This is a genomic window from Arthrobacter sp. NPDC056727 (assembly GCF_042790555.1).
Taxonomy (GTDB): Bacteria; Actinomycetota; Actinomycetes; order Actinomycetales; family Micrococcaceae; genus Arthrobacter.
In genome coordinates this window covers 65467-92354 of the sequence record NZ_JBHTZA010000008.1, presented here as the reverse complement: position 1 = coordinate 92354, position 26888 = coordinate 65467, and the positions used below count along the sequence as shown (strand labels likewise).

At 67.6% G+C, this 26888-nt stretch carries 26 protein-coding genes and 2 pseudogenes; 24 read left to right on the top strand and 4 right to left on the bottom strand.

The window, feature by feature from the left end:
- Positions 1–51: 51 nt before the first annotated feature.
- Both ACFRAH_RS10160 and ACFRAH_RS10155 read right to left on the bottom strand, forming a co-directional pair.
- Complete coding sequence (locus ACFRAH_RS10160) at positions 52–810, bottom strand: SDR family NAD(P)-dependent oxidoreductase (RefSeq protein WP_377990764.1); 759 nt, start codon at positions 808–810, stop codon at positions 52–54.
- Positions 811–928: 118 nt separating this feature from the next.
- Complete coding sequence (locus ACFRAH_RS10155; RefSeq protein WP_377990763.1) at positions 929–1714, bottom strand: IclR family transcriptional regulator; 786 nt, start codon at positions 1712–1714, stop codon at positions 929–931.
- 134 nt (positions 1715–1848) lie between these two features.
- Between ACFRAH_RS10155 and ACFRAH_RS10150 the strand changes: the two genes are divergently transcribed.
- The 6 genes and pseudogenes from ACFRAH_RS10150 (at position 1849) to ACFRAH_RS10125 (ending at position 7454) form a co-directional block, all read left to right on the top strand.
- Positions 1849–3585 carry an FAD-dependent oxidoreductase gene (locus ACFRAH_RS10150; RefSeq protein ID WP_377990762.1) on the top strand — a complete coding sequence of 579 codons (1737 nt, stop codon included), beginning with the start codon at positions 1849–1851 and terminating at the stop codon, positions 3583–3585.
- A 20-nt stretch (positions 3586–3605) separates the two neighbouring features.
- Positions 3606–3773, top strand: a pseudogene (locus tag ACFRAH_RS10145) (helix-turn-helix domain-containing protein); the annotation flags it as partial.
- Positions 3774–3809: 36 nt separating this feature from the next.
- Positions 3810–4325: pseudogene (locus tag ACFRAH_RS10140) on the top strand (IclR family transcriptional regulator); the annotation flags it as partial.
- Positions 4326–4518: 193 nt separating this feature from the next.
- Positions 4519–5808 carry a cytochrome P450 gene (locus ACFRAH_RS10135; protein WP_377990761.1) on the top strand — a complete coding sequence of 430 codons (1290 nt, stop codon included), beginning with the start codon at positions 4519–4521 and terminating at the stop codon, positions 5806–5808.
- Positions 5801–7105, top strand: a complete 1305-nt coding sequence (locus tag ACFRAH_RS10130) for an NAD(P)/FAD-dependent oxidoreductase (RefSeq protein WP_377990760.1) — start codon at positions 5801–5803, stop codon at positions 7103–7105. Before ACFRAH_RS10135 ends, ACFRAH_RS10130 begins: the two co-directional genes overlap by 8 nt.
- 10 nt (positions 7106–7115) lie before the next feature.
- Entirely contained in the window at positions 7116–7454 is a 339-nt protein-coding gene (locus ACFRAH_RS10125; RefSeq protein ID WP_377990759.1) for a 2Fe-2S iron-sulfur cluster-binding protein, read from the top strand.
- 12 nt (positions 7455–7466) lie between these two features.
- Here the strand turns inward: ACFRAH_RS10125 and ACFRAH_RS10120 are convergent, their stop codons facing one another.
- Positions 7467–8156, bottom strand: coding sequence for an acVLRF1 family peptidyl-tRNA hydrolase (locus tag ACFRAH_RS10120; protein ID WP_377990758.1), 690 nt, complete (start codon positions 8154–8156; stop codon positions 7467–7469).
- 61 nt (positions 8157–8217) lie between these two features.
- Here ACFRAH_RS10120 and ACFRAH_RS10115 point away from each other — a divergent pair, with 61 nt between their 5' ends.
- The 14 genes from ACFRAH_RS10115 (at position 8218) to nusB (ending at position 21927) form a co-directional block, all read left to right on the top strand.
- Entirely contained in the window at positions 8218–9696 is a 1479-nt protein-coding gene (locus ACFRAH_RS10115; RefSeq protein WP_377990757.1) for a replication-associated recombination protein A, read from the top strand.
- A gap of 170 nt (positions 9697–9866) precedes the next feature.
- On the top strand, positions 9867–10493 hold the full coding sequence (gene rpsD / locus ACFRAH_RS10110; RefSeq protein ID WP_377990756.1) for a 30S ribosomal protein S4: 627 nt from the start codon (positions 9867–9869) through the stop codon (positions 10491–10493).
- Between the two features lie 224 nt (positions 10494–10717).
- On the top strand, positions 10718–11092 hold the full coding sequence (locus ACFRAH_RS10105; RefSeq protein WP_331572816.1) for a DUF948 domain-containing protein: 375 nt from the start codon (positions 10718–10720) through the stop codon (positions 11090–11092).
- Positions 11093–11110: 18 nt separating this feature from the next.
- Positions 11111–11341, top strand: a complete 231-nt coding sequence (locus ACFRAH_RS10100) for a DUF6167 family protein (protein WP_377990755.1) — start codon at positions 11111–11113, stop codon at positions 11339–11341.
- 106 nt (positions 11342–11447) lie between these two features.
- Entirely contained in the window at positions 11448–14126 is a 2679-nt protein-coding gene (gene alaS, locus ACFRAH_RS10095; RefSeq protein WP_377990754.1) for an alanine--tRNA ligase, read from the top strand.
- 6 nt (positions 14127–14132) lie between these two features.
- Positions 14133–14729, top strand: a complete 597-nt coding sequence (gene ruvX, locus ACFRAH_RS10090) for a Holliday junction resolvase RuvX (protein ID WP_377990753.1) — start codon at positions 14133–14135, stop codon at positions 14727–14729.
- Positions 14729–16429 (top strand): endolytic transglycosylase MltG, encoded by a 1701-nt coding sequence (gene mltG / locus ACFRAH_RS10085; protein ID WP_377990752.1) that lies wholly within the window; start codon positions 14729–14731, stop codon positions 16427–16429. Before ruvX ends, mltG begins: the two co-directional genes overlap by 1 nt.
- Entirely contained in the window at positions 16426–17286 is an 861-nt protein-coding gene (locus tag ACFRAH_RS10080; protein WP_377990751.1) for a shikimate dehydrogenase, read from the top strand. Before mltG ends, ACFRAH_RS10080 begins: the two co-directional genes overlap by 4 nt.
- 26 nt (positions 17287–17312) lie before the next feature.
- Entirely contained in the window at positions 17313–18512 is a 1200-nt protein-coding gene (aroC, locus tag ACFRAH_RS10075) for a chorismate synthase (RefSeq protein WP_377990750.1), read from the top strand.
- Positions 18512–19171, top strand: coding sequence for a shikimate kinase (locus ACFRAH_RS10070; protein WP_377990749.1), 660 nt, complete (start codon positions 18512–18514; stop codon positions 19169–19171). The genes aroC and ACFRAH_RS10070 overlap by 1 nt, the downstream gene beginning before the upstream one ends.
- The gene (gene aroB / locus ACFRAH_RS10065) at positions 19168–20256 is read left to right on the top strand and encodes a 3-dehydroquinate synthase (RefSeq protein ID WP_377990748.1); all 1089 of its coding nucleotides are present in this window, start codon (positions 19168–19170) and stop codon (positions 20254–20256) included. The genes ACFRAH_RS10070 and aroB overlap by 4 nt, the downstream gene beginning before the upstream one ends.
- The gene (locus tag ACFRAH_RS10060) at positions 20256–20774 is read left to right on the top strand and encodes a tetratricopeptide repeat protein (RefSeq protein WP_377990747.1); all 519 of its coding nucleotides are present in this window, start codon (positions 20256–20258) and stop codon (positions 20772–20774) included. The genes aroB and ACFRAH_RS10060 overlap by 1 nt, the downstream gene beginning before the upstream one ends.
- A gap of 179 nt (positions 20775–20953) precedes the next feature.
- Positions 20954–21517 (top strand): elongation factor P, encoded by a 564-nt coding sequence (gene efp / locus ACFRAH_RS10055; RefSeq protein ID WP_102972375.1) that lies wholly within the window; start codon positions 20954–20956, stop codon positions 21515–21517.
- Complete coding sequence (gene nusB, locus ACFRAH_RS10050; RefSeq protein ID WP_003800750.1) at positions 21517–21927, top strand: transcription antitermination factor NusB; 411 nt, start codon at positions 21517–21519, stop codon at positions 21925–21927. The genes efp and nusB overlap by 1 nt, the downstream gene beginning before the upstream one ends.
- Positions 21928–22014: 87 nt before the next feature.
- Here nusB and ACFRAH_RS10045 read toward each other — a convergent pair whose 3' ends face one another.
- Complete coding sequence (locus tag ACFRAH_RS10045) at positions 22015–23256, bottom strand: PrsW family intramembrane metalloprotease (protein ID WP_377990746.1); 1242 nt, start codon at positions 23254–23256, stop codon at positions 22015–22017.
- A 168-nt stretch (positions 23257–23424) separates the two neighbouring features.
- On the opposite strand from ACFRAH_RS10045, the gene pyrR reads away from it, so the two are divergent.
- The 4 genes from pyrR to ACFRAH_RS10025 are packed head-to-tail and all read left to right on the top strand — an operon-like array spanning position 23425 to position 26874.
- Positions 23425–24009 (top strand): bifunctional pyr operon transcriptional regulator/uracil phosphoribosyltransferase PyrR, encoded by a 585-nt coding sequence (gene pyrR / locus ACFRAH_RS10040; protein WP_377990745.1) that lies wholly within the window; start codon positions 23425–23427, stop codon positions 24007–24009.
- The gene (locus tag ACFRAH_RS10035) at positions 24006–25004 is read left to right on the top strand and encodes an aspartate carbamoyltransferase catalytic subunit (protein WP_377990744.1); all 999 of its coding nucleotides are present in this window, start codon (positions 24006–24008) and stop codon (positions 25002–25004) included. The genes pyrR and ACFRAH_RS10035 overlap by 4 nt, the downstream gene beginning before the upstream one ends.
- On the top strand, positions 25004–26365 hold the full coding sequence (locus ACFRAH_RS10030) for a dihydroorotase (protein ID WP_377990743.1): 1362 nt from the start codon (positions 25004–25006) through the stop codon (positions 26363–26365). The genes ACFRAH_RS10035 and ACFRAH_RS10030 overlap by 1 nt, the downstream gene beginning before the upstream one ends.
- Positions 26365–26874, top strand: coding sequence for a hypothetical protein (locus tag ACFRAH_RS10025; RefSeq protein ID WP_377990742.1), 510 nt, complete (start codon positions 26365–26367; stop codon positions 26872–26874). Before ACFRAH_RS10030 ends, ACFRAH_RS10025 begins: the two co-directional genes overlap by 1 nt.
- The last annotated feature ends 14 nt before the right edge of the window (positions 26875–26888 follow it).

Sequence of the window (26888 nt, the reverse complement as noted above, 5' to 3'; positions counted from 1 at the left end):
AGGAGGAAAGATAAAGGATGCTGCGGCCGGTGCCGCAAAGGGGCAGCGCCGTCAGACAGCGGTGTAGCCGCCGTCGATGACCAGCTCGGAGCCGGTGGTGAAGCGCGATTCGTCCGAGGCCAGGTAGAGCACGCCGTAGGCGATCTCGTCCGGTTCGCCCTGGCGGGGGAGCGGGTTGGAGCCCACCAGCTGCTTGTAGTAGGCCTCGGGACCGATGTCCGACTGTTCGGCAGAGCGGCGGCTCATCCTGGTGTTCATGGACCCGGGATGGATGGAGTTGACGCGGATCCCGTAGCCGCCGTAGGCCGCCGCATCCGACTTACTCAGGAGCCGCACGGCGCCCTTGGTGGCGTGGTACAGGGGCACGTTCCGGCCGCCGGTGAGGCCGTGGATGGAGGAGAAGTTGATGATGCTGCCCGTGCCCTTCTCGATCATGCCCGGCACCACATGCTTGGTCATGAGCCAGACGCCCTTGACGTTAACGTTGAAAATCGTGTCGAAGTCCGCCGTCGTGGCGGTGTGGGACGCTCCTGCCGGGCCGATGATGCCGGCGGCGTTGACCAGGATGCCCGGGGTGCCCAGTTCGTCGCGGACCCGGCGGACGGCATCGGCGACGCTCTCCTCACTGGTGACATCGACGTCGTACTGGCTGACGCCTGAATGGGAAGCGGCGGGGATGCCGGCAACGTCCAGGCTGGCAACCTTCGCCCCGTGTTCGGCAAGGAGGGCGGCGGTGGCGCTGCCCAGGTCGCCGCGGCCTCCGGTGACAATGGCGGTCTTGCCGGCCACCCGGTTCTGGATGGGATTCATGTGGTGCTCCTCGTGGTCCTGCAGCCTCGTCGCTGCTTCCCAGCCAGCGTGGCAGGGGGCCTGTGAGCGGAACCACACGATTACCGATGAACGGCAAAGCCGGCTTTAGTGGCTTTGATCAGTGACTTTGGCGAAGAGTGCCCTTCAGCTCGCCGCGCCAGCCCAGGGCGCGGGAGATCCCGCGCGCCGCGGCCATGAGCACGGGCACCCGGGCCGGCGCGTTCTCCTCGTTGCGCGGCACCACCACGCTGAGCGCGGCGCGGACGGTGTTGCCGGGGCCGAACACGGGAACGGCGATGCCGCTGGATTCCGGCACGATCACCCCGGGCATGGCGGCGAAGCCGCGCTGCCGGATCTCGGCCAGGTGGCGCCGCAGCGCAGCCGGCTCGGTCAGCGTCGTCTCGGTGAACTTGGTGAGGGGCCGGGCGAGGAATGCGTCCTGGTAGGCGGCGGGGGAGTGGGCCAGCAGCACCAGGCCCGAGGACGTGGCGTGGACCGGCAGCCTGCCGGCGATCTTGGTGATGTCCACGATGGTCTTGTCCGAGCCGAGCCGTTCGATGTACAGGACCTCGTCCGAATCGAGGATGCCCAGGGTGGTCGAGTGCTGCACCACCGCCTGGACGTCCTCCATGAACGGCAGGGCTGCTTCCCTCAGGCCCAGCATCTTGGAGCCGCGGGAGGCGAGTTCCCACATGCGGGTGCCGATGTGGATGTCCCCGCCGGGCTCGCGTTCCAGCAGCCGCTCGAGCAGCAGGTCATTGACCAGCCGGTAAGTGGTGGTCACCGGCAGGCCGGTGCGGCGTCCGAGTTCGGCGACGCTCATGGCGGTGTGCCGGTCGTCAAAGGCGCTCACGATCTTCACGAAGCGGCCGATGATCGATTCGCCGGATGCGGAGTTGGCCACTGTTCCTCCTGTCGATTCCCGCTCAATGGTAATCCTGCTCCCGGCCGGCCGGCCCACCGGCTCTACTGGGGGTTTGTCAGTCAAGCGCCTGCCGCCGCAAAGGAGTGGCCTGCAGGCAGAACGGAGCAGGAACCATGGCAGAAACCGCGAAGACAGCGGTCTGTGACGTCCTCGTCATCGGATCGGGTGTGGCCGGGATGGCCGCTGCATTGAAGGCCGCCGCGCAGGGATTGAGTGTGATCGTCGCGGAAAAGGAGCAGTACTTTGGCGGAACCACCGCCATCTCCGCGGGCTGGGCCTGGGTCCCGGGCAACAAGCATGGCGTGGCACAGGGCGATACGCGTGAGGACGCCGAGACCTACCTCAAGCACCTGGCGCCGGAGACGTACAACGAAGCAGGAGTGCGGAACTTCCTGGACACCGTGCCCGAAGCGATTTCCTTCTTCGAGAACGAAACCGAGGTGAAGTTCACCTACCCGGAGAAGGCGCCGGACTACCAGATGGACCTGCCGGGGGCGAAGCTGTCCGGCCGGGCCATCCTGCCGCAGGACGTGGACGCACGGGTTCTCGGGGACAAGCGGCTCCTGATGCAGCCGTACATGAGCTCCTACACAGTCTTCGGCTACATGCCGCAGGTGGGGCCGGACATCAATGAGTTCTTCCACGTGAACCAGTCGGTCAGGTCCTTCATTTATGTCGCGAAGAAACTGCTGCGCACCTGGGCCGACGCGGCCCGCTACAGGCGCCCGGTCCTCCGTTCCAACGGCAACGCCCTGATGACGCGCATGGTCAGGAGCGCCGACGACCTCGGGGTCCGCCTGTGGAAGTCCTCACCGGCGCTGTCCCTCACCAGGGACGACGGCGGCACCGTCACCGGTGCGGTTATCGGCGGAGAGCACTCCGTCACCGTCACCGCACGGGCCGGCGTCATCCTCGCCGCCGGCGGCTTCTCCGGCAACAAAGAACTGCGGCAGCAGTACTTCCCGCACGACGCCGGCGGAGACGACCACTTCACGCCCACCGTGGGCCATGGCGGTGACGCCGCCACGCTGGCCATGCGCGCCGGCGGATACATCGACGACTCCGTCTTCAGCGTTGGCTCCTGGGCGCCGGTGACGGTGTTCAGGTACCTCAGCGGCGCACAGCGGCTCTTTCCGCACCTGCGGGCCATCGGCCTGCCCGGGCTGATCGCCGTCGACCGCCACGGAAAACGCTTTGGCAACGAGGCCCTGAGCTACCACGACTTCGGCGGGGCCATGATCGGGCACAACAAGGGCGAGGACAAAACTTTCGGATACGTGATCGGCGACGCGAAGACCATGCACAAATACGGCATCGGCTATGCCAAGCCCTGGCCCATGCCCCGCGGCTACTTCTACCGGACGGGCTACCTGGTGAAGGGGAACACCCTTGCCGGGCTCGCCGGAAAGCTCGGCATCGATGCCGCCGGCCTGGAATCCACCGTGGCCGGCTTCAACCCGGCGGCGGAACTGGGCGAGGATCCGGCCTTCGGCCGCGGCTCAACCCTCTACAACCACTTCCGCGGCGACCTCGAGCACAAGCCGAACCCCAACCTCGCGCCGGTGGGCAAGGGGCCGTACTACGCTGCGAAGATCCAGATGGGTGACCTCGGCACCTTCGCCGGTCTCGGCGTCAACGAAGACTCCGAGGTGGTCACGGCTGAGGGATCGGTGGTCCCCGGACTGCTGGCGGTGGGCGCAGCCGCGGTGAGCGTCTTCGGCGGCGGGTACCCCGGCTACGGCTCCCACATTGGCCCGGCCCTGGTGTTCGGATACCGTGCCGGACGGGACATCGCCAGGCTCGCGGCGGACCGGACTGGGTCGCGGCCGGCCGCCACGGTGGCTCGCTAGGCGCCGGGCCGGAGAACGCCATGGCCAACTCACCATCGGGTGAATCGGTAATCAGCCGCGTCGTGCGGCTCATGGGCGCCTTCGACCGGAACCTGCCGGCCATGACGCTCTCCGGCCTCGCCCGCCGCGCCGGCCTTCCGCTGACCACCGCGCACAGGCTGGTGGACGACCTGGTGGTCCACGGGCTGATTGAGCGGCTGCCGGACGGGAACCTGTGCTCCGGGATGCGGATGTGGGAACTCGCGGCCAGGGGATCACGCGCGCTGAACCTCCGTGAGCTGGCGCTGCCGTTCATGGAGGATGTCCAGGCAGCCGTCCACCAGCACACCACCCTGGCCGTGCTGGACCACGGGACCGTGCTGTACGTGGAGCGGCTCTCCTCGCCACACTCCAGCCTGGACGCGGCTCACATTGCGCAGCGGATGCCCATCCATGCAGCCTCGTCCGGCCTGGTGCTGCTGGCCTTCTCGCCGCCCGCCGTCCAGGCCGAGGTGCTCTCGAAGCCGTTGACGGCCGTTACTCCAGAGACCCTTACCAACGCCGGACTCATCCGCAGGCACCTGGCTGAGATCAGGCAGCGCGGATACGTGGCACTGCCGGGCATCGGCGTCACCGAATGGACAGGCATCGCCGTGCCCGTTTTCGGGCCCGGAAAGACGGTCGCGGCGGCGCTCAATGCCATCGTGCCCCGGCAGGACGCGGCGGTGCCGCTGATCGTCCCCGCCTTGCTGACAGCTGCGCACGGGATTTCCCGCGCGCTGAAAACCGCCCAGGTGAATTGAGCCCAGCTGAGATGCGCCAGGCCGGAGGGCCGGACCGGGTTTCGCAACCGATGAACGGAAGACCCGTGGGGGCGGGAGCGGCCGATCCCGCACTGTGGAGTGAGAGGCGGATCACACCGGATCACGCCGAAGCCAACCGGAAAGAAGGACGATGATGTCTGCCGCACTGACGGAAACCCTGCCTCCGTATTCGCATGAACTGGACTGGCCCGAGGGCATGGCACCGTTCAAGGTAGTCGACGACGGGACGCAGGGCGATCCGTACGGCCACTATGCGTGGATGCGGGAGAACGCCCCGGTGCTCCGGGCCCATTCACCCGTATCGGACGTCTGGTTCATCTCCCGGTACGACGACGTCCGCCGGGCCATGCGCGCACCGAAAGTCTTCTCCTCGCAGGTTGTTGATCCGGTTCCGCTGACGTTCCTGACGCTGTTCGACGCACCCAACCACACCCGGCTCCGCCAGGTGGTGGCGCAGGCCTTCACACCCAAGGCCATTGCCCGGTTCGAGGACCGCGTGCGGGAGAACGCGGAAAAGTACTTGGCACCGATGCTCGCCGCCGGCGGCGGGGACGCCGTGGACGACTACGCCATCCCGCTGAGCATGTCCACCATCAGCGCCCTGCTCGACGTGCCTGCCGGGGACTTCGAGAGGATGAAGTTCTGGTCAGACGAGACCTTCAGCTACTTCGGCCGGCTGGCCCGCAACGCCCAGGGCACCGGCACTGACGAGCAGAGCACCCTCGAGTTTTTCGCCTACCTCAAGGACACCATGGAACGGCTGTACCGCGAGGAGAGCGGCTCGGTCGGCGGACACATTGCCCGGATGTGGAAGGAAGGGCTGCTCAGCGAAAAGGAAGCCAAGGAACTCTGCGCATTTGTCTTCGTTGCCGGCCATGACACCACCACCATCCTGCTGGCCAACGCGTTCCGGATCTTCAGCGAGCATCCTGGCCTGCTGGGCCGGATCCGCCGGAATCCGGACGACGCGAACCTCTTCGTCGAGGAACTGGCCCGCTACCGCGGCACCGTGCAGCGGGCCAGCCGGATCACGACGGAGGAGGTGGAGGTGGCGGGAGTGACGATTCCCGCCGGGGCCATCGTCCGCCTGCTGCCTGCGGCAGCGAACCGGGACAGCAGCAAGTACCCCGACGGCGAGCGCTTCGACATCGACCGCAATACCGACGGCCACCTCGGCTTCGGACACGGGGTCCACAGCTGCCTCGGCGCGCCTCTGGCCAAACTCGAGGTCCTGGTGACGGTGAAGCTCCTCGCCGAAAAGCTCGGATCGGTCACCTTGGATCCGGACAGGCCCATCGAGTACGTGCGCGGCAACAACCTGACAAACTCGGGCCCGGAGCACCTGCACGTGATGCTGCAGCAGGCCAGCGCAGGGCAGTTCAACGCAGCGCAGACCCAGGCAGGGCAGTCCAATGCGTAACGGGACCGGAACCGGGACTGCAGCTCCGGTGGTCATCATCGGCGCCGGACACTCCGGCGTCGCCGTCGCTGCGGGGCTGCGGGCGAGGGGCTGGGAAGACGGCATTGTGCTGATCGACGCGGAGAACGGGCTTCCCTACGAGCGGCCGCCGCTCTCCAAGGAACTCCTGAAGGACAGTGCGCCCTATGAAGCAGCCGTGCTCCGCAAGGAAAGGTTTTATGCGGACAAAGGCATCGACCGGCTGGCCGGTGTCACCGCAGAATCCATCGACAGGAACGGCCGGACGGTACTGCTGTCCGACGGGACGCGGCAGGCATACCACCGGCTGGTGATCGCCACGGGTTCCCGAGCCCGGCCGCTGACCGTGCCGGGCGCAGGCCTGCCGGGAGTTCGATCGCTGCGGACCCGGGACGATGCCCTTGAACTCAAACGGCTGCTGGTCCCGGGAGCCCGCGTCGCCATCATCGGCGCCGGGTACATCGGGCTGGAAGTGGCCGCCGCGGCGGCAGCGAAAGACTGTGACGTCACGGTGCTCGAATTCCAGGACCGCGTGATGAGCCGGGTAACGTCGGCCCCCGTCTCGCACCACTTCGAGCAGCTCCACGGGCGGCACGGCGTGCGTTTCGTCTTTGGCGCCGCGGTCACGTCGATCGTCGGCGGCCAGGCAATCGTCGGCGGACAAAGGGCCCAAGGCGTGACCGTCGCCGACGGCACAGTCTTTCCTGCCGACGTCGTCCTCGCCGGCATCGGCGTCCTGCCCAACCAGGAGATGGCCGCGGACGCCGGCCTGGACTGCCGGGACGGCATCCTCGTGGACGAGGATGGCCGGACGTCCGATCCGGCCATCTACGCCAGCGGGGACGTTACCAGGTTCACCAGCCCTATCGACGGCGAGAGCCAGCGGCTCGAGTGCATCCAGAACGCACTGGCACAGGCGGACCGGGTAGCCGCCCACATTACCGGCCAGGTGGCCGCCGAGCCGGAGGTTCCCTGGTTCTGGACCGTCCAGCACGGTGTCCGGCTGCAGACCGCCGGAGTCCGCCGCCCGGAGGACCAGGTCATCGTCCGCGGCGAACCGTCGGGCGGGAAATTCTCGGTGGTCTATCTGCGCGACGGCCGGCTCGCCGCAGTTGACACCATCGCCAACCTTTCCGATTTCCGCGCGGCCAAGCGGCTCATAGCCCAGGGCGCCCCGATCGACCCGGCACTGTCCGCCGACCCCGCCATCCCCCTCGCCGACACCATCCCCACTAACCCCGACCATGCAGGCGCTGACCTTGCAGCAGCCCGATCCTAAGGACACCGACATGAGCAACACCGCCGTGAGCAACAACCAACTGACCGTCGTCGACCGCCAGGGCGCCATCCATGACCTTGAATGGGAGCCGGACCAGACCATGATGGAGGCCCTCCGGGACAACGACCTGCCCATCCTGGCCTCATGCGGTGGCACCGCCTCGTGTGCCACGTGCCACGTATTCCTGGAGCAGGAGGTCTTCGACACCCTGGCGGAACGCAGCGAGGACGAACTCGAGCTGCTGGTCGAGGCAGAGAGCTACCGGGAATGCGGCTCGCGGCTCTCGTGCCAGGTGGGCTTCAGCCGGGACCTGGACGGGGCCACGGTCACGCTGGCACCCGAGGACTAGGCCGGTCCGGCTCTACTTCCCCGGCGGGTCCGTCACCGTGACCCGCACCGCGCACGCGTCCGCGGCGGCCTTCTTCAGGACGGCCGCGCGGGGGTCGGGGACATCGAGGTAGGCCAGGCGGGGCAGGTTTGCCCAGGGCCTCAGGGCCGGCAGCACCAGGACTTCGTCGGCCAGGGCACGGTCACCGCCCGGGAGGATGTACTCGAAGGGCCGCCCGGCAAAAACCAGCTTCGCCTGCTCCGCCACCGCCTCCACCATCGCGTCCGCCTGGTTGGCGCGGCGCCGGGCGAACCGCTGCTGCGACTGGCCGCCGGCCGCGGAACGGGACTGCACATACTTGGAGCCGGTCTTGGCGGCGAGGACGATCCCTTCGCTGGCCACCGCCACGCCGTATCCTCCCCGGCGGACCAGGACCAGGCCCACGGTACGTGGCTGGGAAGCCAGGGAAGCCATCCGCTCCACCAGGCCGGATCCGCGGCCCGGCCGGCCGTCGTCGGGCCACGGCGCCTGCAGCAACGCGGTGGCGCCGTCCGCGGCGGCCAGCCGCACGCCGTCGTCGTGGTCCTCAAGCCCCAGGTCACCATGGCTGGCAGCGAACCGTTCAACCCAGCCGGCCAGCCGCGGGCCGGCGACGAATGCGGTCCTGGTGGACGCCGCACGCCCCTGTGCTGGTTGTCCCCGTTCCGGACGGTTCCCTGGCATTGCCGGTTCCCTGCTTTCGTGGCCGGATTTTTCCTGCTGAATCTAGAAGTAGCCTATCTATGTGGATGATCTCTTTGGTTCGGCGGCACAGGACGGCGACGACGACAACGACGACGCCGGCACCTCCGGCGACTCGGCCGGTTCCGGCCAGCCCCGTTCAACCCCGTCCCGTTCCGCCCAGCCGCGCGGCCCCTTGGCCGTCCGGATGCGTCCCCGCACCGTCGACGAGGTGGTGGGCCAGCAGCATCTGCTGGGCCAGGGTTCCCCGCTGCGGCAGCTGGCAGCCGGTGCTGAAGCCGCCGGTCCGGCTGGCCCCAGCTCGCTGATCCTCTGGGGGCCGCCGGGTACCGGCAAGACCACGCTGGCCCACGTGATCGCGCGGGGTCCCGGGCGCAAGTTCGTGGAACTGTCCGCCATCACCGCCGGCGTCAAGGATGTCCGCCGCGTCATGGACGACGCCCTGACCGCCCGTGACCTGTACAAGACCACGACCGTCCTGTTCCTCGACGAGATCCACCGCTTCAACAAGGCACAGCAAGACGCACTGCTGCCCGGTGTCGAAAAGGGCTGGGTGGTGCTGGTGGCGGCAACCACGGAGAACCCATCGTTTTCGGTGGTGTCCCCACTGCTGTCCCGCTCCCTCCTGCTGACGCTCAAGCCGCTCACGGATGCGGACATCGAGGGCCTGCTGGTGCGGGCCGTCGAGGATCCCCGCGGGTTGAATAACGACGTCCGGCTCAGCGACGAGGCCTTGGAACACCTCGTCCGGCTTTCCGGCGGGGACGCCCGCCGGGCGCTGACCGCGCTGGAAGCCGCCGCCGGGGTCGCGTTCGGTGACGCGGACGACGTCGAAAGTTCTGTTAGCGGGGAAAGTGATCCCGGCCGGCCGGTCACCGTTGAGCCGGTCACCGTTGAACTGCGGCACACCGAGCGCGCGCTGGACGCGGCGGCCGTCCGCTACGACCGCGCCGGGGACCAGCACTACGACGTGGCCAGCGCGTTCATCAAGTCCATCCGCGGGTCCGATGTTGACGCGGCCCTGCACTACCTCGCGCGGATGCTGGAGGCGGGGGAGGACCCGCGCTTCGTGGCCCGGCGGATCGTGATCTCGGCCGCGGAGGACGTGGGGATGGCGGACCCGACAGCACTGCAGACGGCGGTGGCCGCGGCGCAGGCGGTGCAGCTGATCGGAATGCCCGAGGGCCGCATCATCCTGGCCGAGGCGGTGGTCCACCTCGCCACGGCGCCGAAGTCCAACGCGGCCTACATGGGCATCAACAGGGCCATCGCGGACGTGCGGGCCGGGCTGGGTGTCGGCATCCCAGCGCACCTGCGCGACGCGCACTACCCAGGGTCCAAGCAGCTCGGCCACGGCGTGGGCTACAAGTACGCGCACGATGCCCCGCATTCGGTGGCCACGCAGCAGTACGCGCCGGACGACCTCGTGGGCCGCGACTACTACGAGCCCACCGCCAACGGGGCAGAGCGGGACATCGCCGTCCGGCTGGAGCGGCTCCGGAAGATCGTCCGGGGCAAGTGACCCACGTGGTAGGATAGATCTTCGTCTGGCAAGGCACGGACGCACAATCCACCGAATTTCCGTTCGACGGGCTGTGCCCTGCGCCCAGTAGCAAAAGGCAGCGGTTGGCCGATGCTCTCCCTCATGGAGGCCAGTAACACTGACACACCGCAGATATTGGAAGGACACAAGTGGCTAACAACACTCGTGCTCGCCGTCAGGCACGCCTCTCGCGTGCACTCGGCATCGCTCTGACCCCCAAGGCCGCCAAGTACATGGAGCGCCGTCCGTACGGCCCCGGTGAGCACGGCCGTGCCCGCAAGAAGCAGGACTCCGACTACGCCGTACGTCTGCGCGAAAAGCAGCGCCTGCGCGCCCAGTACGGCATCCGCGAAGCCCAGATGACCCGTGCCTTCGAAGAAGCACGCCGCACCAAGGGCCTGACCGGTGAAAACCTGATCGAACTGCTCGAAATGCGTCTCGACGCCCTCGTGCTGCGTGCAGGCTTCGCCCGCACCATCGCCCAGGCCCGCCAGCTGGTTGTGCACCGCCACATCCTGGTTGACGGCATCCGCGTTGACCGCCCGTCGTTCCGCGTCGGCGAAGGCCAGCTCGTCCACGTGCACAGCCGCAGCGAGACCATGGTCCCGCTCCAGGTTGCAGCAGCCGGCGCACACCGCGACGTCCTGCCCGCCGTTCCGGCGTACCTGGACGTCAAGCTGGACGCCCTCCAGGCCCGCCTGGTTCGCCGCCCGAAGCGCTCCGAGGTCCCCGTGACCTGCGAAGAGCAGCTCGTCGTCGAATTCTACGCACGCTAAATTCCGGCAGCGTATACAAAGAAGCCCGTGGCAAGCGCCGCGGGCTTCTTTGTATGTAGGGTACTGAGCTTCTATAGAAGGTACTGGGCTTTATAGAAGGTACTGGGCTTTATGTAAGGTACCGGGCTTTGTATGTAAGGTACTGGGGGGACATTTGCGGCTGCGGCACCTTCGCGGCCGCCTGCCCGGTACAGTTCCACGGAGTTTCAAGGAGATGAACGTCTATGTCTGGTGGCGATATTGCCGGCCTGATCGCGGCCGGGGTATTTGCGCTCCTGGTCCTGTTGCTTGCTGTCCCCATCCTCAAGCTCGGACGGGTGTTCGACGAGGTGCGGACATCCATCCGCTCGATCAGCGACGGCGCCACCCCGCTCATGGACGAGGTCACAGCGACGGTATCCACCACCAACCAGCAGCTGAAGAAGGTGGACGGCATTGCCTCCAACGTTTCGGACGCCTCCGCGAACATCTCTGCGCTGTCCTCGCTCGTGGCCGCGACCGTCGGTTCGCCGCTGATCAAGGTGGCCGCGTTCAGCTACGGCGTCCGCTCTGCCCTCGCCACCCGCAAGAAGCCCGCCACCGGCCGCCGCAGCCGCTAACCCGCCCGGAGAACTGAAATGAAACGACTTGTCTGGATGGGAATCGGCGTGGCCATCGGGGTCATCGCGTTCCGCAAGGTCACCGAGGCGCAGTCAGCGCTGGGCCCGGAAGGCCTGAACCGGGCCGTCGGCCGGCTCGCCGATGGCTTCTACGATTTCGCCGACGCCGTCCGCGCGGGCATGCGCGAACGCGAAACGGACCTGCGCAGCGCCCTGGGCGTTGAGTCCCAGGACGTCGCCCGCCGCTAAACGCGCGAGAATTAAAACCTGCAGTGCCGTCCAACACCGGGGCTGCCTCTGAATCAAACTGTCACGCGCCCGCATGCGTGAACCAAGAAGGGTAAGTAATCAGCTCATGAAGTCGCAGGAGATCACAAAGCGCTGGGTGGACTTTTTCGTCAGCAAAGGCCACACGGCGGTTCCCTCCGCATCGCTGGTCTCCAGCGACCCCTCCCTGCTGTTCACGGTTGCCGGCATGGTTCCGTTCATCCCGTACCTGACAGCACGCGAGGAACCGCCCTACACCCGTGCCACCAGCGTCCAGAAGTGCATCCGCACCGGTGACATCGAGGAAGTGGGCAAGACCGCCCGGCACGGCACCTTCTTCCAGATGTGCGGCAACTTCTCCTTTGGCGACTACTTCAAGGAAGACGCCATCAAGTTCGCTTGGGAGCTGCTGACCACCAGCGTTGCCGAGGGCGGGTACGGACTTCCGCCGGAACTGCTCTGGGTGACGGTCTACGAAGAGGACGACGAAGCCGAGGAACTCTGGCTCAAGAACACCGGCGTGCCCGCCGAGCGCATCCAGCGCATGGGCAAGTCGGACAACTACTGGTCCACCGGCCAGCCCGGCCCCGCCGGGCCCTGCTCGGAGATCTACTACGACCGCGGTCCCGCCTACGGCGTCGACGGCGGCCCCATCGCCGACGAGAACCGGTACGTGGAGATCTGGAACCTCGTGTTCATGCAGTACCAGATCGACAACGTCCGTTCGAAGGTCGAGTTCGACATCATGGGTGAGCTGCCCAAGAAGAACATCGACACCGGCCTGGGCATGGAGCGTCTGGCCATGATTCTGCAGGACGTCGAGAACATGTACGAGACCGACCAGGTCCGCCCGGTCATCGACATGGCTGCCAAGCTCTCCGGCAAGGAATACACCTCCGCCGAAACCGAGGACGACCCGCACCACACCGACGACGTCCGCATGCGCGTCGTCGCCGACCACATCCGCTCGGCCCTGATGCTCATCGCCGACGGCGTCACACCCTCCAACGAGGGCCGCGGCTACGTGCTGCGCCGCCTCATCCGCCGGGCGGTCCGCTCCATGCGCCTGCTGGGCGTGGAACAGGCCTGCCTGCCGGACCTGCTGCCCGCCTCGCGTGACGCCATGAAGGGCGTCTACCCTGTCGTTGACACGGACTTCGACCGCATCAGCCGGATCGCCTACGCCGAAGAAAAGGCGTTCCTGCGCACCATCGCCTCCGGCACGGCCCGCCTCGAGGACGCCGTCAACGAGTCCAAGGCCGCAGGCCGCCCCCTCTCCGGCGCCGACGCCTTCACCCTGCACGACACCTACGGCTTCCCGATCGATCTCACGCTCGAAATGGCCGAGGAAGCCGGCCTGAAGGTGGACGAGCCCGGGTTCCGCAAGCTCATGCTCGAACAGCGCCAGCGCGCCCAGGCCGACGCCAAGGGCAAGAAGGGCGGCCACGCCGACCTCTCCGCCTTCCAGGAGCTGCTGGCCGAAGGCGAAACCGTCTTCACCGGTTACACCGACCTCGAGGGCGAGTCCCGGGTCCGCGGCATCCTCAGCGGCGGCAGCAAGGTCTCCCAGGCGGCCACCGGCGACGAAATCGAACTCGTGCTCGCCGAGACCCCGTTCTACGCCGAGGCCGGCGGCCAGGCAGCCGACACCGGGCTGATCACCGGCGACGGCTTCGTCGTCGAGGTCCTGGACGTCCAGCGTCCCATCAAGGGACTGAGCGTGCACAAGGCCATCGTCCGCGAGGGCGAAGTCGCCTCCGACGCACTGGTCCGCGCCGCGGTGGACCGCGAACGCCGCCACGCCGCCGAGCAGGCGCATACCGGCACTCACATCGTGCACGCCGCCCTGCACCAGATCCTCGGCCCGCAGGCCACACAGCGCGGCTCGTTCAACAAGGCCGGGTACCTCCGCTTCGACTTCGCCTGGGGCGAGGGCCTGAGCGCCGCCACCAAGTCCGAGATCGAGGAAGTCTCCAACCTCGCCATCCGGAACAACTTCCACGTGGACACGAAGGTCATGGGGCTCGCGGAGGCCAAGGCGCTTGGCGCCATGGCGCTGTTCGGTGAGAACTACGGCAGCGAAGTCCGGGTTGTGGAAATCGACGGCGCGTGGTCACGCGAGCTATGCGGCGGCACCCACGTGTCCAACACCTCCCTCATCGGCAGCCTCTCCCTGCTCGGCGAGCAGTCCGTCGGGTCGGGAAACCGCCGCGTCGAGGCCTTCGTCGGCATGGACGCCTTCCGCCACCTGGCCGCCGAGCGCGCCCTGGTGACCGAACTCACCGAAATGCTCAAGGTGCCCTCCGGCCAGTTGGCGGACCGCATCTCCGCGACCCTCACCAAGCTGAAGGCCACGGAGAAGGAACTGGAGCGGCTCCGGAAGGAACAGCTTGCGGCCGCTGCCGCCCAGCTTGCCGGAACTGCCGTGGACGCCGCCGGCGTCCGGGTCATCGCGCACGACGCCGGCCAGGTCAGCGGTGCCGACGACATCCGGGGCCTCGCCCTGGACCTGCGCAACCGGCTCGGCTCCGCAGCCTCCACGGTTGCCGTGGCCGGTGTCAGCAACGACCGCCCGGTCATCCTGGTGGCCACCAATGAAGCAGCCCGCGAAGCCGGCGTAAAAGCAGGTGCCCTGGTCCGGCTCGCCGCCGGAATCCTCGGCGGCGGCGGTGGCGGCAAGGACGACGTTGCCCAGGGCGGCGGCACTGACGCCTCCAAGGTCGGCGCCGCACTGACCGCCGTCGTCGATGCTGTCACGAGGCGCTAACAGACCGTGACTTTCTCCGCTGAGCCGCACGTCCACCCCCGGGGCATCAAACTGGGGGTGGACGTGGGGACCGTCCGTGTCGGCGTCGCCATCTGTGACCGGGACGAGATCCTCGCCACACCGCTGAAGACGCTCGACCGCAATCCCAAAAAGAATTCGGACGTCCGGGTGATTGCCGCCCTCGCCGCAGACCGCGGCGCCGTCCAGATTTTTGTGGGCCTGCCACGGACCATGAAAGGCGAGGAACACGCCTCGGCCCGCATGGCCACTGAGTATGCACAGCTGCTGGCTGACGAGCTGGACCGCGCAGGTTCTGACGTGCCGGTACACCTGATCGACGAGCGGCTCAGCACCGTCACTGCCCACCGCAGCCTTCATGAAGCTGGCATGAGCAGCAAAAATCACCGTAAAGTGGTGGATCAGGTTGCGGCTGCTGGAATATTGCAGCACGCCATCGATATGCAAAAAGCCAGGGGAACGGATGTGGGGAGCCGTGTGCGCGCGATTCCCCAAACGGGGCTGTCCGGACACGCCGCAGCAAATACTGCTGCACGGCCTGGCCCGGAAACGGAAACACGATCTTCAGAGGATGGAAAGCTATAGTGAGCCCGGTCAATAGTGACGACTCCTCCGGCGAACCCTTCGCGGACGCCGGACGGCCCCTGACACGCAAGGAGATCCGCGCCCGCGAGAAGGCCATCACCGGCGATGCCGTGCCTGAGCAGGCCTACGAGTCCGGTGAAGAGATGCACGCCGGCGTAGGTGCCTCACGGCAGTCGGAGTCCTCGGCTTCTGGTTCAGGCAATGCCCGTACGACCGCGATACCGGCCCCTCCGGCGGCCGTTCCGGCTGCAGCTGCTGTTCCGGCCGCCGAGCCACTCCCGCCCGAAGAGGTTCCCGAGGTCCCGGCCGTTCCGCCGACCATCCACGACCCCGTCGAGGATGTGGACGCTGCTCATGTGGACGCTGACGCACACGCGGACAGTGCCGTGCACGAGGACCCTGCCGTGCATGGGCATGCGGTCTCTGAGGTCCACGGGGCCCAGCCTGAGGACGCGCCGCACTTCGCCGAATTCGCCCAGGGCCACCATGCTGAGTTTGAGCCCGGCCACCATTACGAGGATGTCCACCCCTACGAAGCGGACCACGGAACGTACGAGGACCACCCGCCCTACGAACAGCAGGCCGTGGGGCACCAGCTCCTCGCCGGCGCCGAAACCGCAGCCACTGTGAACCGGCCCTCCAAGAAGGTCCGGCGGCGGCGCCGCCTGGTGGCGCTTCTGCTGACCCTCGCACTCTTCGTTACAGCCACCGTCGTCGGGGCACAGTTCCTGAAACCGCTGCTCGGAAACGACAAGCAGGCCGACTATCCCGGCCCCGGCACCGGCCAGGTCCGGGTATCTGTTGTTCCGGGCGAAGGCCCGGTGTCCGTTGCAGCCAAGCTCGAGGACGCGAAGGTGGTGGCCAACGCCGACACCTTCATGGCGGCACTGACTGCATCCGGCGGCACGCTCTCACCGGGCGAATACGACTTCAAGCAGGAAATGAAGAACTCCGACGCCGTCTCCGTGCTTCTGAACGAAGGGCAGGCGAAGGTCATGTACTTCGCCCTGAACGCCGGCCTGCGGATCGATGAATCGCTGCAGGCGATCTCCGAGGGCTCGGGTCTGTCCCTCGCCCAGCTGAAGGCACTCAGCGATTCGCCCAAGCAGTTCGGAGTGTCGTCCAAGGCCAAGAACCTCGAAGGGTTCCTCGCGCCGGGGGAGTACCGCTTCCCGCTGGGCACCACCGCCAAGGAGATCCTGACCAAGCTGGTGAAGGCCACCCAGGATGAGCTGAAGGCCCAGGGCGTGACGGATGCCGCCAAGCAGTACGACGTCGTCACCGTTGCCAGCATCGTACAGGCAGAGGGCGGCCAGGCCGAGTACAAGGACGTGGCAGGCGCCATCTACAACCGCCTGAAGCCCACGAACACCGAAACCAACGGCCTGATCCAGTCGGACGCCACGGTCACCTACGGCCTGGGCAAGAAGACCTTCCACATCGACGAGGCCGAAAAAGCCGACAAGTCCAACCCGTACAACACGTACGCCATCCAGGGCCTGCCCGCCGGGCCCATCGGATCGCCGGGTAAGACCGCCATCGACGCGGCGGCCAAGCCGAACAAGAACGATTACCTGTACTGGGTGACCATCAACCTCGACACCAAGGAAACGAAGTTCTCCAAGACGCTGGCCGAGCACAACGGCTACGTCGAGCAGTACAACGCCTGGTGCGAAGCCCACCCGGGCCGTTGCGTATGAGCCTGCGGGCAGCCGTCCTGGGGCACCCCATCGGCCATTCGAAATCACCGGCGCTCCACCTGGCCGCCTATGCGCGCCTCGGAGCGGAGATCGGCTACACCGCCATCGATGTGACCGAGGAGTCGCTGCCGGCGTTCATGGACACCGTCCGGGCCGAGTCCGGCTGGCGGGGTCTGTCCGTCACCATGCCGCTAAAGAAGGCAATGGTGGCCGAGGTGGACGAGGTCCGCGGCGTGGCCCGGGTCTTGGGCGTCATCAATACGGTCGCGTTCGAAGGCGACGGGGCGTCGGCCCGGCGCATTGGCTACAACACCGACGTCGCCGGGATCGTGAACGCCCTCCGCAACGCCGGCGCAGCCGACGGCCCCTCGGCGGTCATCCTTGGCGGCGGCGGAACGGCAGCCGCGGCGGTGGCAGCGCTGCAGGAGCTCGGCGCGGTGTCCGTGGACGTGTACGTCCGGAACACCGCGCGGGCCGCGGAAGCCAAGGCGGCTGCGGGAGGGCTCGGCATGGACATCTCTGTCCACACCCTCGACGGTGCGGTCGAAGCGATGGCCGGTGCCGGCGTCGTAATATCCACACTGCCGCCGCGGGCGGCAGACGGGATGGCGGCCGAACTCGAAGCGCTGGGACGGCGCACCGACGGCGTCCTGCTCGATGTCGCCTACGATCCCTGGCCCAGCCGGATCGCCGCGGCCTGGCACGCCGGCGGCGGAAGAGTGGTCCCCGGCCTTGAAATGCTGCTCTATCAGGCGGTGGAGCAGGTCCGCTACTTTACGGGCCTGCAGGACGCCGGGAGTGACGAAGTCATAGATGTGATGTGCGACGCAGTCGGGGCACCCCGGCGGGTGTCCTGACCGCCAGGCATGGCAGGATGGTTTTTATGTTGCGTTGGTTGACCGCCGGTGAGTCCCATGGCCCGGCACTGGTCGGAATTATCGAAGGCGTCCCCGCAGGTGTTGAACTCACCAGCGGGCAGATCGCCGATGCCCTTGCCCGCCGGCGGCTCGGCTACGGCCGCGGGGCACGGATGAAGTTTGAGCAGGACGTCGTCACGATCCTCGGCGGTGTCCGCCACGGCATCACGCAGGGCGGACCGGTCGCCATCCAGGTGGGCAACACCGAATGGCCCAAATGGGAACAGATCATGTCGGCCGATCCGGTGGACCCCGAGGAGCTGGAGGGGCAGGCCCGCAACGCCCCGCTGACCCGGCCCCGGCCGGGGCATGCGGACTTCACGGGCATGCAGAAATACGGCTTCGACGAGGCCCGTCCCGTGCTTGAACGTGCCAGCGCCCGCGAAACCGCCACGCGTGTAGCGATGGGGACGGTTGCCGCCCAGTTCCTGAAGCACCTGGGCATTGAGCTTGTGAGCCACACGGTGTCCATCGCGAGCGTCACCGTTCCCGAGGGCCGGCCGCTGCCCGTGCCGGCCAACGTGATCGCGCTCGACGCCGATCCGCTCCGCTGCTTCGACCGCGAAACGTCCGATGCCATGGTTGCCGAGGTGGACGCCGCCCACAAGGAAGGCGAAACGCTCGGCGGCGTGGTGGAGGTGCTGGCCTACGGCCTGCCTCCGGGACTCGGCAGCTACGTCCACTGGGACCGCCGCCTGGATTCCCGGCTGGCCGCTGCCCTCATGGGCATCCAGGCCATCAAGGGCGTTGAGGTGGGCGACGGTTTCCTCACCGCCGCGCGCCGCGGCTCCGCCGCGCACGACGAAATCGTCAAGGACGCGGATGGCAGGATCATCCGCACCAGCAACCGCGCCGGAGGCATCGAAGGCGGCATGAGCATCGGCGATGTCCTGCGCGTCCGGGCCGCAATGAAGCCCATCGCCACCGTCCCGCGCGCCCTGAAGACCATCGACATCAGCACCGGCGAGGCTGCGAAGGCTCATCACCAGCGCTCCGACGTCTGTGCGGTTCCGGCTGCCGGCGTGGTGGCCGAGGCCATGGTCGCGCTGGTCCTGGCCGAGGCCGTGACCGAGAAGTTCGGCGGCGACTCCGTGGCCGAGACCGCCCGCAACATCAGGGGCTACCTCGAGAACATTCCGGCGTCGCTGGATACGATCGGACTCTAGTGCCCCGGAGCAATACACCCTGCACCGCGGGGGACCGGCCCATCGTGCTCATCGGGCCCATGGCGGTCGGCAAGTCGGCGATCGGGCAGCAGCTGGCGCAACAGCTGGATGTCCCGTTCGTGGACACCGATGCGGTCATCGTCGAGGGCCACGGTTCCATCGCGGACATCTTCGCCAACCGCGGCGAGCGTGCGTTCCGGGACATCGAAGCCCGGACAGTGGCCCGCCTCATCGAGGCCGCGGCCGCCACCGCCACCGTGGTTTCCCTGGGCGGCGGCTCGGTCCTCGACTCGGGCACCCAGCAGCTGCTGGAACGTTGCACTGTGGTCTACCTGGAGTGCGACGCCGATACCGTCGCCGCCCGGATCGCCAAGAACTCCGGGCGGCCGCTGCTGGCCGGCGACGGCATCCGGCGCTGGAAGGCGCTGTTCGCCACCCGGAAGCCGGTCTATGAACGCCTTGCGGACATTGTGCTCGACGTCCGGCAGGGAACCGTGCCGCAGCTGGGCCTGAAGCTGGAAGCCGCGTTGTGCGACTTCGCGGCCGGCAAGGGCTCCTCCGCCGGCAACGCACCCGACCCCACCACACGCGAGATCAACAAAACCGCGACGACGGCAGCCAGGCAATGCGCGGCCGCGAAACAGGAAGTTGAAAAGTGAGCGAATCAACAGTCATCAAGGTCACCGGCCAGTCGGCCGGGGACAACTACGACGTCGTAGTTGGCCGCGGCTTGCTCGGCACCTTGCCGGGGCTGCTGGGGGAGCGGGTCCGCCGCGTCCTGGTCATCCACCCGCGCGCCCTCCGGCTCACCGGCGACACCGTCCGGGATGAGCTGGCCGCCGCCGGTTTCACCGCCGTCACGGCGGAGATCCCGGACGCCGAGGAAGGCAAGCACATCCAGGTGGCCGCCTTCTGCTGGCAGGTGCTGGGCCAGAATGACTTCACCCGCTCCGATGCCGTGGTCTCCGTCGGCGGCGGCGCTGTCACCGACCTTGCCGGCTTCGTGGCCGCCACCTGGCTGCGCGGCGTCAAGGTCATCCACATGCCCACCAGCCTGCTCGGCATGGTCGACGCGGCCGTCGGCGGCAAGACCGGGATCAACACGGCCGAAGGCAAGAACCTCGTGGGCTCGTTCCACCCGCCCGCGGCCGTCCTCACCGACCTGGACACGCTGAAGACCCTGCCCCGGAACGAGATCATCTCCGGCATGGCCGAGGTCATCAAATGCGGGTTCATCGCCGATCCGGCCATCCTGGAGCTCATTGAGAAGGATCCGGATGCCGCGACGGATCCCGGCTCCGACGCGCTGCGCGAGCTCATCGAACGCGCCGTCGCCGTCAAAGCCCGCGTCGTCTCCGAAGACCTCAAGGAATCCGGACTCCGCGAGATCCTGAACTACGGCCACACCCTGGGCCACGCGATTGAACTCGTGGAACGCTACTCCTGGCGGCACGGCGCCGCCGTCTCGGTGGGCATGATGTTCGCGGCCGAGCTGTCCCGCAGCGTGGGCCGGCTCAGCGACGCCGACGCCGACCGGCACCGCAGCATCCTGGAATCCCTCGGGCTGCCCGTCACGTACCGCCGCGACCGGTGGCAGGGGCTCCTGGACGGCATGCGCCGGGACAAGAAGTCCCGCGGCGACCTCCTCCGTTTCGTGGTCCTCGACGGCATCGCCAAGCCGGGAATCCTGGACGTGCCCGATACGTCCCTGCTCTTTGCCGCCTACCAGGAGATTGCCTCCTGATGCGCGACGACCAGAGCGGAACCATCGAATGGCCCGACGGCGGATTCCCGGGCATCCGGATCAACCCGGACACCCTTCTTCCTGAGATCGTCAGCGAAGAAACCTGCGCCGCCGCGCTCGAGGCGTCCACCGACCCCGCCGAGCAGGTCCTCGTGCTGCTCGTCGAGGGACGCGCCTCCGACGCCGCCGAAGTGCTGGCGGAGGCCCGCTACAGGGATCCCGAGTCGTTCCGGTTGCGGGCCTATGAAGCGGACGTCCTGCGCGTTTCCCACCGCTACGACCGGGCCGTTGAACTCTTCCGGCAGCTCCTGACCGAGGCGCACGGAACGGCCAATGAGGCCCTCGCCTACCAATACCTCGGGCGGATGCACTTTGTGGCAGGGAACATCGGTGCCGCCGTGGAATCCTTCACCCGCGCGCTGGACCTGCGGGTGGCGCAGTCCGCCGATGCTGCCCTCATCTATTCCTCGACGGTGTCGCTGCAGCGGGCCAGGGACGTCTTCGAACTGGCCTCCTGACCGGCCCTTCGGCCGCGGCGCCCGGGCCCCGAAAACCGACCCCGAAAACCGGGGCCCGCCTTATCCGCTAGAATGGTTTCTGGATTTTTGATAAACACACGCTGGCGCGCCGTTCGGCATGCCCGCCTGGCATAAACAGCTGGCAGCCAGAACCAGTCAGACACAACCAGAGGAAACCAGTGGCAACCACAAACGACATCAAGAACGGAACCGTCCTGAAGCTCGAGGGCCAGCTCTGGAACGTTATCGAGTTCCAGCACGTCAAGCCGGGCAAGGGCGGCGCTTTCGTGCGCACCAAGATGCGCAACGTCATGTCCGGCAAGGTCGTTGACAAGACCTTCAACGCCGGCCTCAAGATCGAGACCGCCACTGTGGACCGTCGCGACTACCAGTACCTGTACCAGGACGGCGCCGACTTCGTCTTCATGGACACCTCGGATTACGACCAGATCACCGTGTCCGGCGCCACCGTGGGCGACGCCACCAACTTCATGCTCGAGAACCAGATGGTCAACATTGCCATCCACGAAGGCAACCCGCTCTACATCGAGCTGCCGCCGAGCGTTGTCCTCGAAATCACTTACACCGAGCCGGGCCTGCAGGGCGACCGCTCCTCCGCCGGCACCAAGCCCGCCACCCTGGAGACGGGCTACGAGATCCAGGTGCCGCTGTTCGTCGAGAACAACACCAAGGTCAAGGTCGACACCCGCGACGGCAGCTACCTGGGCCGGGTCAACGACTAGTGAGCGCCCGCGGTAAAGCCCGCAACAGGGCTCTTGAGGTCCTCTTCGAAGCCGAGCAGCGCTCTGTCTCAGCCTTCGACGTGCTGCGTGCGCGCCGCGAGAGGACCGACCAGATCGTCAACCCCTACACCCTCGAGATCGTCGAGGGTGTGGTGTCGATGCAGGCCACCATCGACGAGTTCCTCGAGACCTACTCACAGGGCTGGACACTCGAGCGCATGCCGTCCGTGGACCGCATCATCCTGCGGATCGGCACCTGGGAGCTGCTCTACAACGACGACGTCCCTGACGGTGTTGCCGTCAGTGAGGCCGTCGCCCTGGCCAAGACGCTCTCCACGGATGAGTCGCCGTCGTTCATCAACGGCCTCCTCGGGCGCCTTCAGCAGCTGAAGCCGTCCCTGCTCGCCTGAGCTGACGCCTGAACTGTTTACGCCCGAACAGAAAGCCCCTGCCGGTTGGTGCCGGCAGGGGCTTTCTGCGTCTTGCCCGACAACGGCTCACTGCTGGAGTGCGCCCCGGAGCGCCGCCAGATGGCGCAGCTGCTGCGCCTCGTCCTGCTGGTGCGCGGGTACATCCCGGCCGCTGAGGATCCGCTGCCGGGTGAACGCCAGCCGCGTCGCCGCCCTGACGAACTCCTTCATCTCCTCGCCCCGGTTGTAGGACGCGGCCCAGCGCACCGCCTGGCGCCGGCCGCCCGGGGTGGCCAGCAACTCCACCTCCGCCGGTGCGAACCACCCCGCGGCGGCGTACTCCTGAAGGCGCTGCCGGGTCAGCCGCCTCTCCGCGACCCGCAGCACCACGATGCACACCACGGCAAGCAGGAAGATGGGGACCTGCACCAGCACATACTGGGCCAGGAAGTCCTGGCCCATGCTGTTCCACCTGTTGTGCAGGATCATCGCCGGAACCAGGCCCACAACGAACGCGAAGACCGCCGCGCCCGAATGCCCGCGGCGGGCTGCGAGGCCCATGACCAGGCCGGTGGTGCCGGTGAAAATGGCATGCGCGAACGGCGACATGACCCCGCGGAGGAAGAAGATCTGCACAATGTCGCTGCCTGTGCCGGACTCAGCAATCGCCCGGCCGAAGTAAAGGATGTTCTCGGTGAACGCGAAGCCGCCGGCGATGGTGAAGGCAAACACCACCCCGTCAACCGGGCCGTCGAAGTTGCGCCGGGCGAACAGGAGAAGCAGCAGCAGGCCCAGCGACTTCGCGAACTCCTCCACCACGGGCGCCTGCACGGTGGTCATGAAGTCGCGGAAGGTTGCCCCGTCCGTGGCCGGGGCCGCGAGGGCGAAGACCGGCTGAATGAGCAGCGTCACAGCAATCGACACGGCCGCGCCCCAGGTGAAGGCAAACAGCAGCAGGCGCTTGGGTTCGGGCTCCCAGCGGTCAATGACGGCGACGGCAAACAGCACCGCCGCCAGCGGGATCAGGGACGCCACAAAGCCGATGACGAAACCGGTTCCGCCGGTGGCGTCGAGGAGGAACGGCACCACAAGGAACAGGCTGACGAAGGCAAGAATCCCGCCGCCCACCACCAGTCCCAGGGTCCCTGCCCCGGGGCGGGCGGCAACTGTCGAGGCGGCTTCCGGGATGACCTGGTCCACAGCGCCGCCGCTGTGCCCCGGCGCCGGGCGGTAGTTCTGCGGCTGGACGTGTCCCATCCAGCTCGGATTGGCGGGCTGTCCGTGGAACTCAGGCCCGGGGAACTGCCTCTGCTGCGGGTTCATCGACATAGATACGAGCCTATGCGGCGGGGGAGGGGCAACAAAGCACGCGCCGCCGAGGTGTGACGGAGGACGCCCTCCGCCGGGGCCGGGAGCAGCTGCCCATGTGGTAATTTTGGAAGGCAAATGTTCCTTTTTTAATTCCGTCCCGTGAGGCGGGGAAAGGGGAGACGAGCGATGACTCCTGTCACGCAGGCACCGGTTCCGGCCAGGGTTGTACTCAACCAGGCGGACATTGACCGTGCCCTCACTCGTATCGCCCATGAAATCCTCGAGGCCAACAAGGGCTCCCAGGACCTGGTGCTGCTGGGCATTCCCCGCCGCGGCTACCCGCTTGCCGTCCGGCTCGCCCAGAAAATCGCCGCCGCCGATCCCGCCGTGGACGCCGCAGCCATCGTCGGCCAGCTGGACGTCACCATGTTCCGGGACGATCTCTCGCACCAGCCCACCAGGCCGCCGCACCGCACGCAGCTTCCGCTGACCGGCATCGACAACAAGGTCGTGGTGCTGATCGATGACGTCCTGTACTCCGGCCGGACCATCCGCGCCGCCCTGGACGCCCTCGTGGACCTCGGCCGGCCGCGGATCGTGCGCCTGGCCGTCCTGATTGACCGGGGCCACCGCGAGCTCCCCATCCGCGCCGACCATGTGGGCAAGAACCTGCCCACGTCCTCCGCCGAGAAAGTCCGGGTCCGGCTCGAAGAGACCGACGCCGTCGACGGCCATGCAGTCAACGAAGTGGTCATCGAGGGCGGCGCATGAAACACCTGCTGTCCACCGAAGACCTCAGCCTGGCCAACGCCGTCCGCATCCTCGACACCGCCGAAGAAATGTCGACCGTGGGGGAGCGCGAGGTCAAGAAGCTTCCCGCCCTGCGCGGACGGACCGTGGTGAACCTCTTCTTCGAGGACTCCACCCGGACCCGCATTTCCTTCGAGGCCGCAGCCAAGCGCCTCTCGGCGGACGTCATCAACTTCGCTGCCAAGGGGTCCTCGGTCTCCAAGGGCGAATCGCTCAAGGACACCGCACAGACGCTGTCCGCCATGGGGGCCGACGCCGTCGTGATCCGCCATTGGGCCTCCGGCGCACCGCACCGCCTCGCGGCCACCGACTGGATCGACGCCGCAGTCATCAACGCCGGCGACGGCACCCACGAGCACCCCACCCAGGCGCTACTGGATGCCTTCACGATGCGCCGGCACTGGACCAAACTCTCTGGCCTGCCCTCCGCCGGGGCGGACCTGCGCGGCATGCGCGTCGCCATCGCCGGCGACGTCCTGCACTCCCGGGTGGCGCGGTCCAATGTGTGGCTCCTGCGCACCCTCGGCGCCGACGTCACGCTGGTGGCGCCGCCCACGCTGCTGCCCATCGGCGTCGAACACTGGCCCTGCAGCATCAGCTATGACATGGACGAGACCCTGGAAAAGGGCGTCGACGCGGTCATGATGCTCCGCGTCCAGGGCGAGCGGATGAACGCCTCGTTCTTCCCGTCCACCCGGGAGTACTCCCGCCGCTGGGGCTTTGACGACAACAGGCTCCGCGCCCTGGACAGCCTCGGCCTGAAAGACACCATCATCATGCACCCCGGTCCCATGAACCGGGGCCTGGAAATTTCCGCTGCCGCCGCCGATTCGCCCCGTTCCACCGTGCTCGCGCAGGTGAAGAACGGCGTGTCGATCCGGATGGCCGCCCTGTACCTGCTGCTCTCCGGGGATACCCGTGAACCAGCCGCCGCCACCCTGAAGGAGAGCAACTGATGGCTGAAGAAACCACGTACCTGATCCGCGGTGCCGCGATCCTGGGCGGCGACGCCGAGGACCTGCTCATCCGCGGCGGTGTCATCACGGCCCGGGGCGCTGGCCTGTCGGAAACGGACGCGGCCGACGGCGCCACCGTGATCGACGCCGGCGGCCTCATCGCACTGCCTGGCATGGTCGACGTCCACACGCACCTGCGCGAACCGGGCCGTGAAGACGCCGAGACGGTGGAAACCGGCACCCGCGCCGCCGCCCTGGGCGGCTTTACCGCCGTGCACGCCATGGCCAACAGCACTCCGGTGGCGGACACCGCCGGTGTGGTGGAACAGGTCTACAGCCTGGGCCGTGACGCCGGCTGGGTGGACGTCCGCCCGGTGGGTGCCGTCACCGTGGGGCTCGCCGGCGAGCAGCTGGCCGAGCTCGGTGCGATGGCTGACTCCCGCGCCCGGGTCCGCATGTTCTCCGACGACGGCATCTGCGTCCATGATCCCGTGCTGATGCGCCGCGCCCTCGAGTACGTCAAGGCGTTCGACGGCGTCGTGGCCCAGCACGCGCAGGAACCGCGCCTTACGGCCGGTGCCCAGATGAACGAGGGTGAGGTGTCCGCGGTCCTCGGCCTGACCGGCTGGCCTGCCGTTGCCGAGGAAAGCATCATTGCCCGCGACGTGCTGCTGGCCCAGCACGTCGGTTCACGGCTCCACGTCTGCCACGTCTCCACCGCAGGCTCGGTCGAGATCATCCGCTGGGCCAAGGCGCGCGGCATCAACGTCACGGCCGAGGTGACCCCGCACCACCTGCTGCTCACCGATGAACTGGTCCGCAGCTACGACCCCGTCTACAAGGTCAACCCGCCGCTGCGCACCAACGACGACGTCCAGGCGCTGCGCGCGGCCCTCGCCGACGGCACCATCGACGTCGTCGGCACCGACCACGCCCCGCACCCGAGCGAGCACAAGGAATGCGAATGGGCGCAGGCGGCCATGGGCATGACCGGGCTGGAAACTGCCCTGTCCGTGGTCCAGCACGCCATGATCGAGACCGGGCTGATGACCTGGGCCGACTTCGCCCGCGCCACCTCCACCGCACCCGCCGGCATCGGGCGCCTCACGGACCAGGGCCGGCCGCTCGAGAAGGGCGAACCCGCCAACATCGTCCTCGTGGATCCGGCCGCACGCTGGACCGTCGACCCTTCCGCCATGGCAACCATGGGGCGGAACTCGCCGTTCCGGGGCATGGAACTCCCCGGCAAGGTGGTGGCAACCTTCTTCAAGGGCCACCCCACGGTCCTGGACGGCAAGCTCAACACGCCTTACCGCTACCCCTCCGAGGTGCCGGTTGCCGGCATATCGGGTGCGAACTGATGGAAAAAGTCCTTCCCGGACTTGCGATGCTGGCCATTGTCGCCGTCGTTTTTGTCCTGATCTGGATCGGCTGGCGCAACCGGCTGCGGCGGCAGGCCGGCATTGAACAGCTCCCGGAGGTTCCGGCCGGGCTGGGCGAGCCGCTGCTCTCGGCGGACGGCCAGTATGTGGCCTCCACCACCGCGGGAGACTGGCTGGACAGGGTGGCGGTGCACGGCCTCGGCATCCGCACCAACGCCGAGCTCTCCATCCATCCGGAGGGCGTGCTCCTGGACCGCTCCGGCGCAGGGCCGCTCTTCATCCCGGCGGCTTCGCTGGCCGGCGTCCGGCAGGACAGCGGCATGGCCGGCAAGTTCGTGGAGAAGGACGGCCTGCTGATCCTCAGCTGGATGCTCGGAACCCACGCCCTGGACACCGGCTTCCGCACGCGCCGCGCCGCGGACAAGCCGGCCATCCTCCAACAACTTCAGGAAATGATCTCCCCAAGCCCCCAGGCGGGTGCCCAATAGTGGAAAGTAATAAA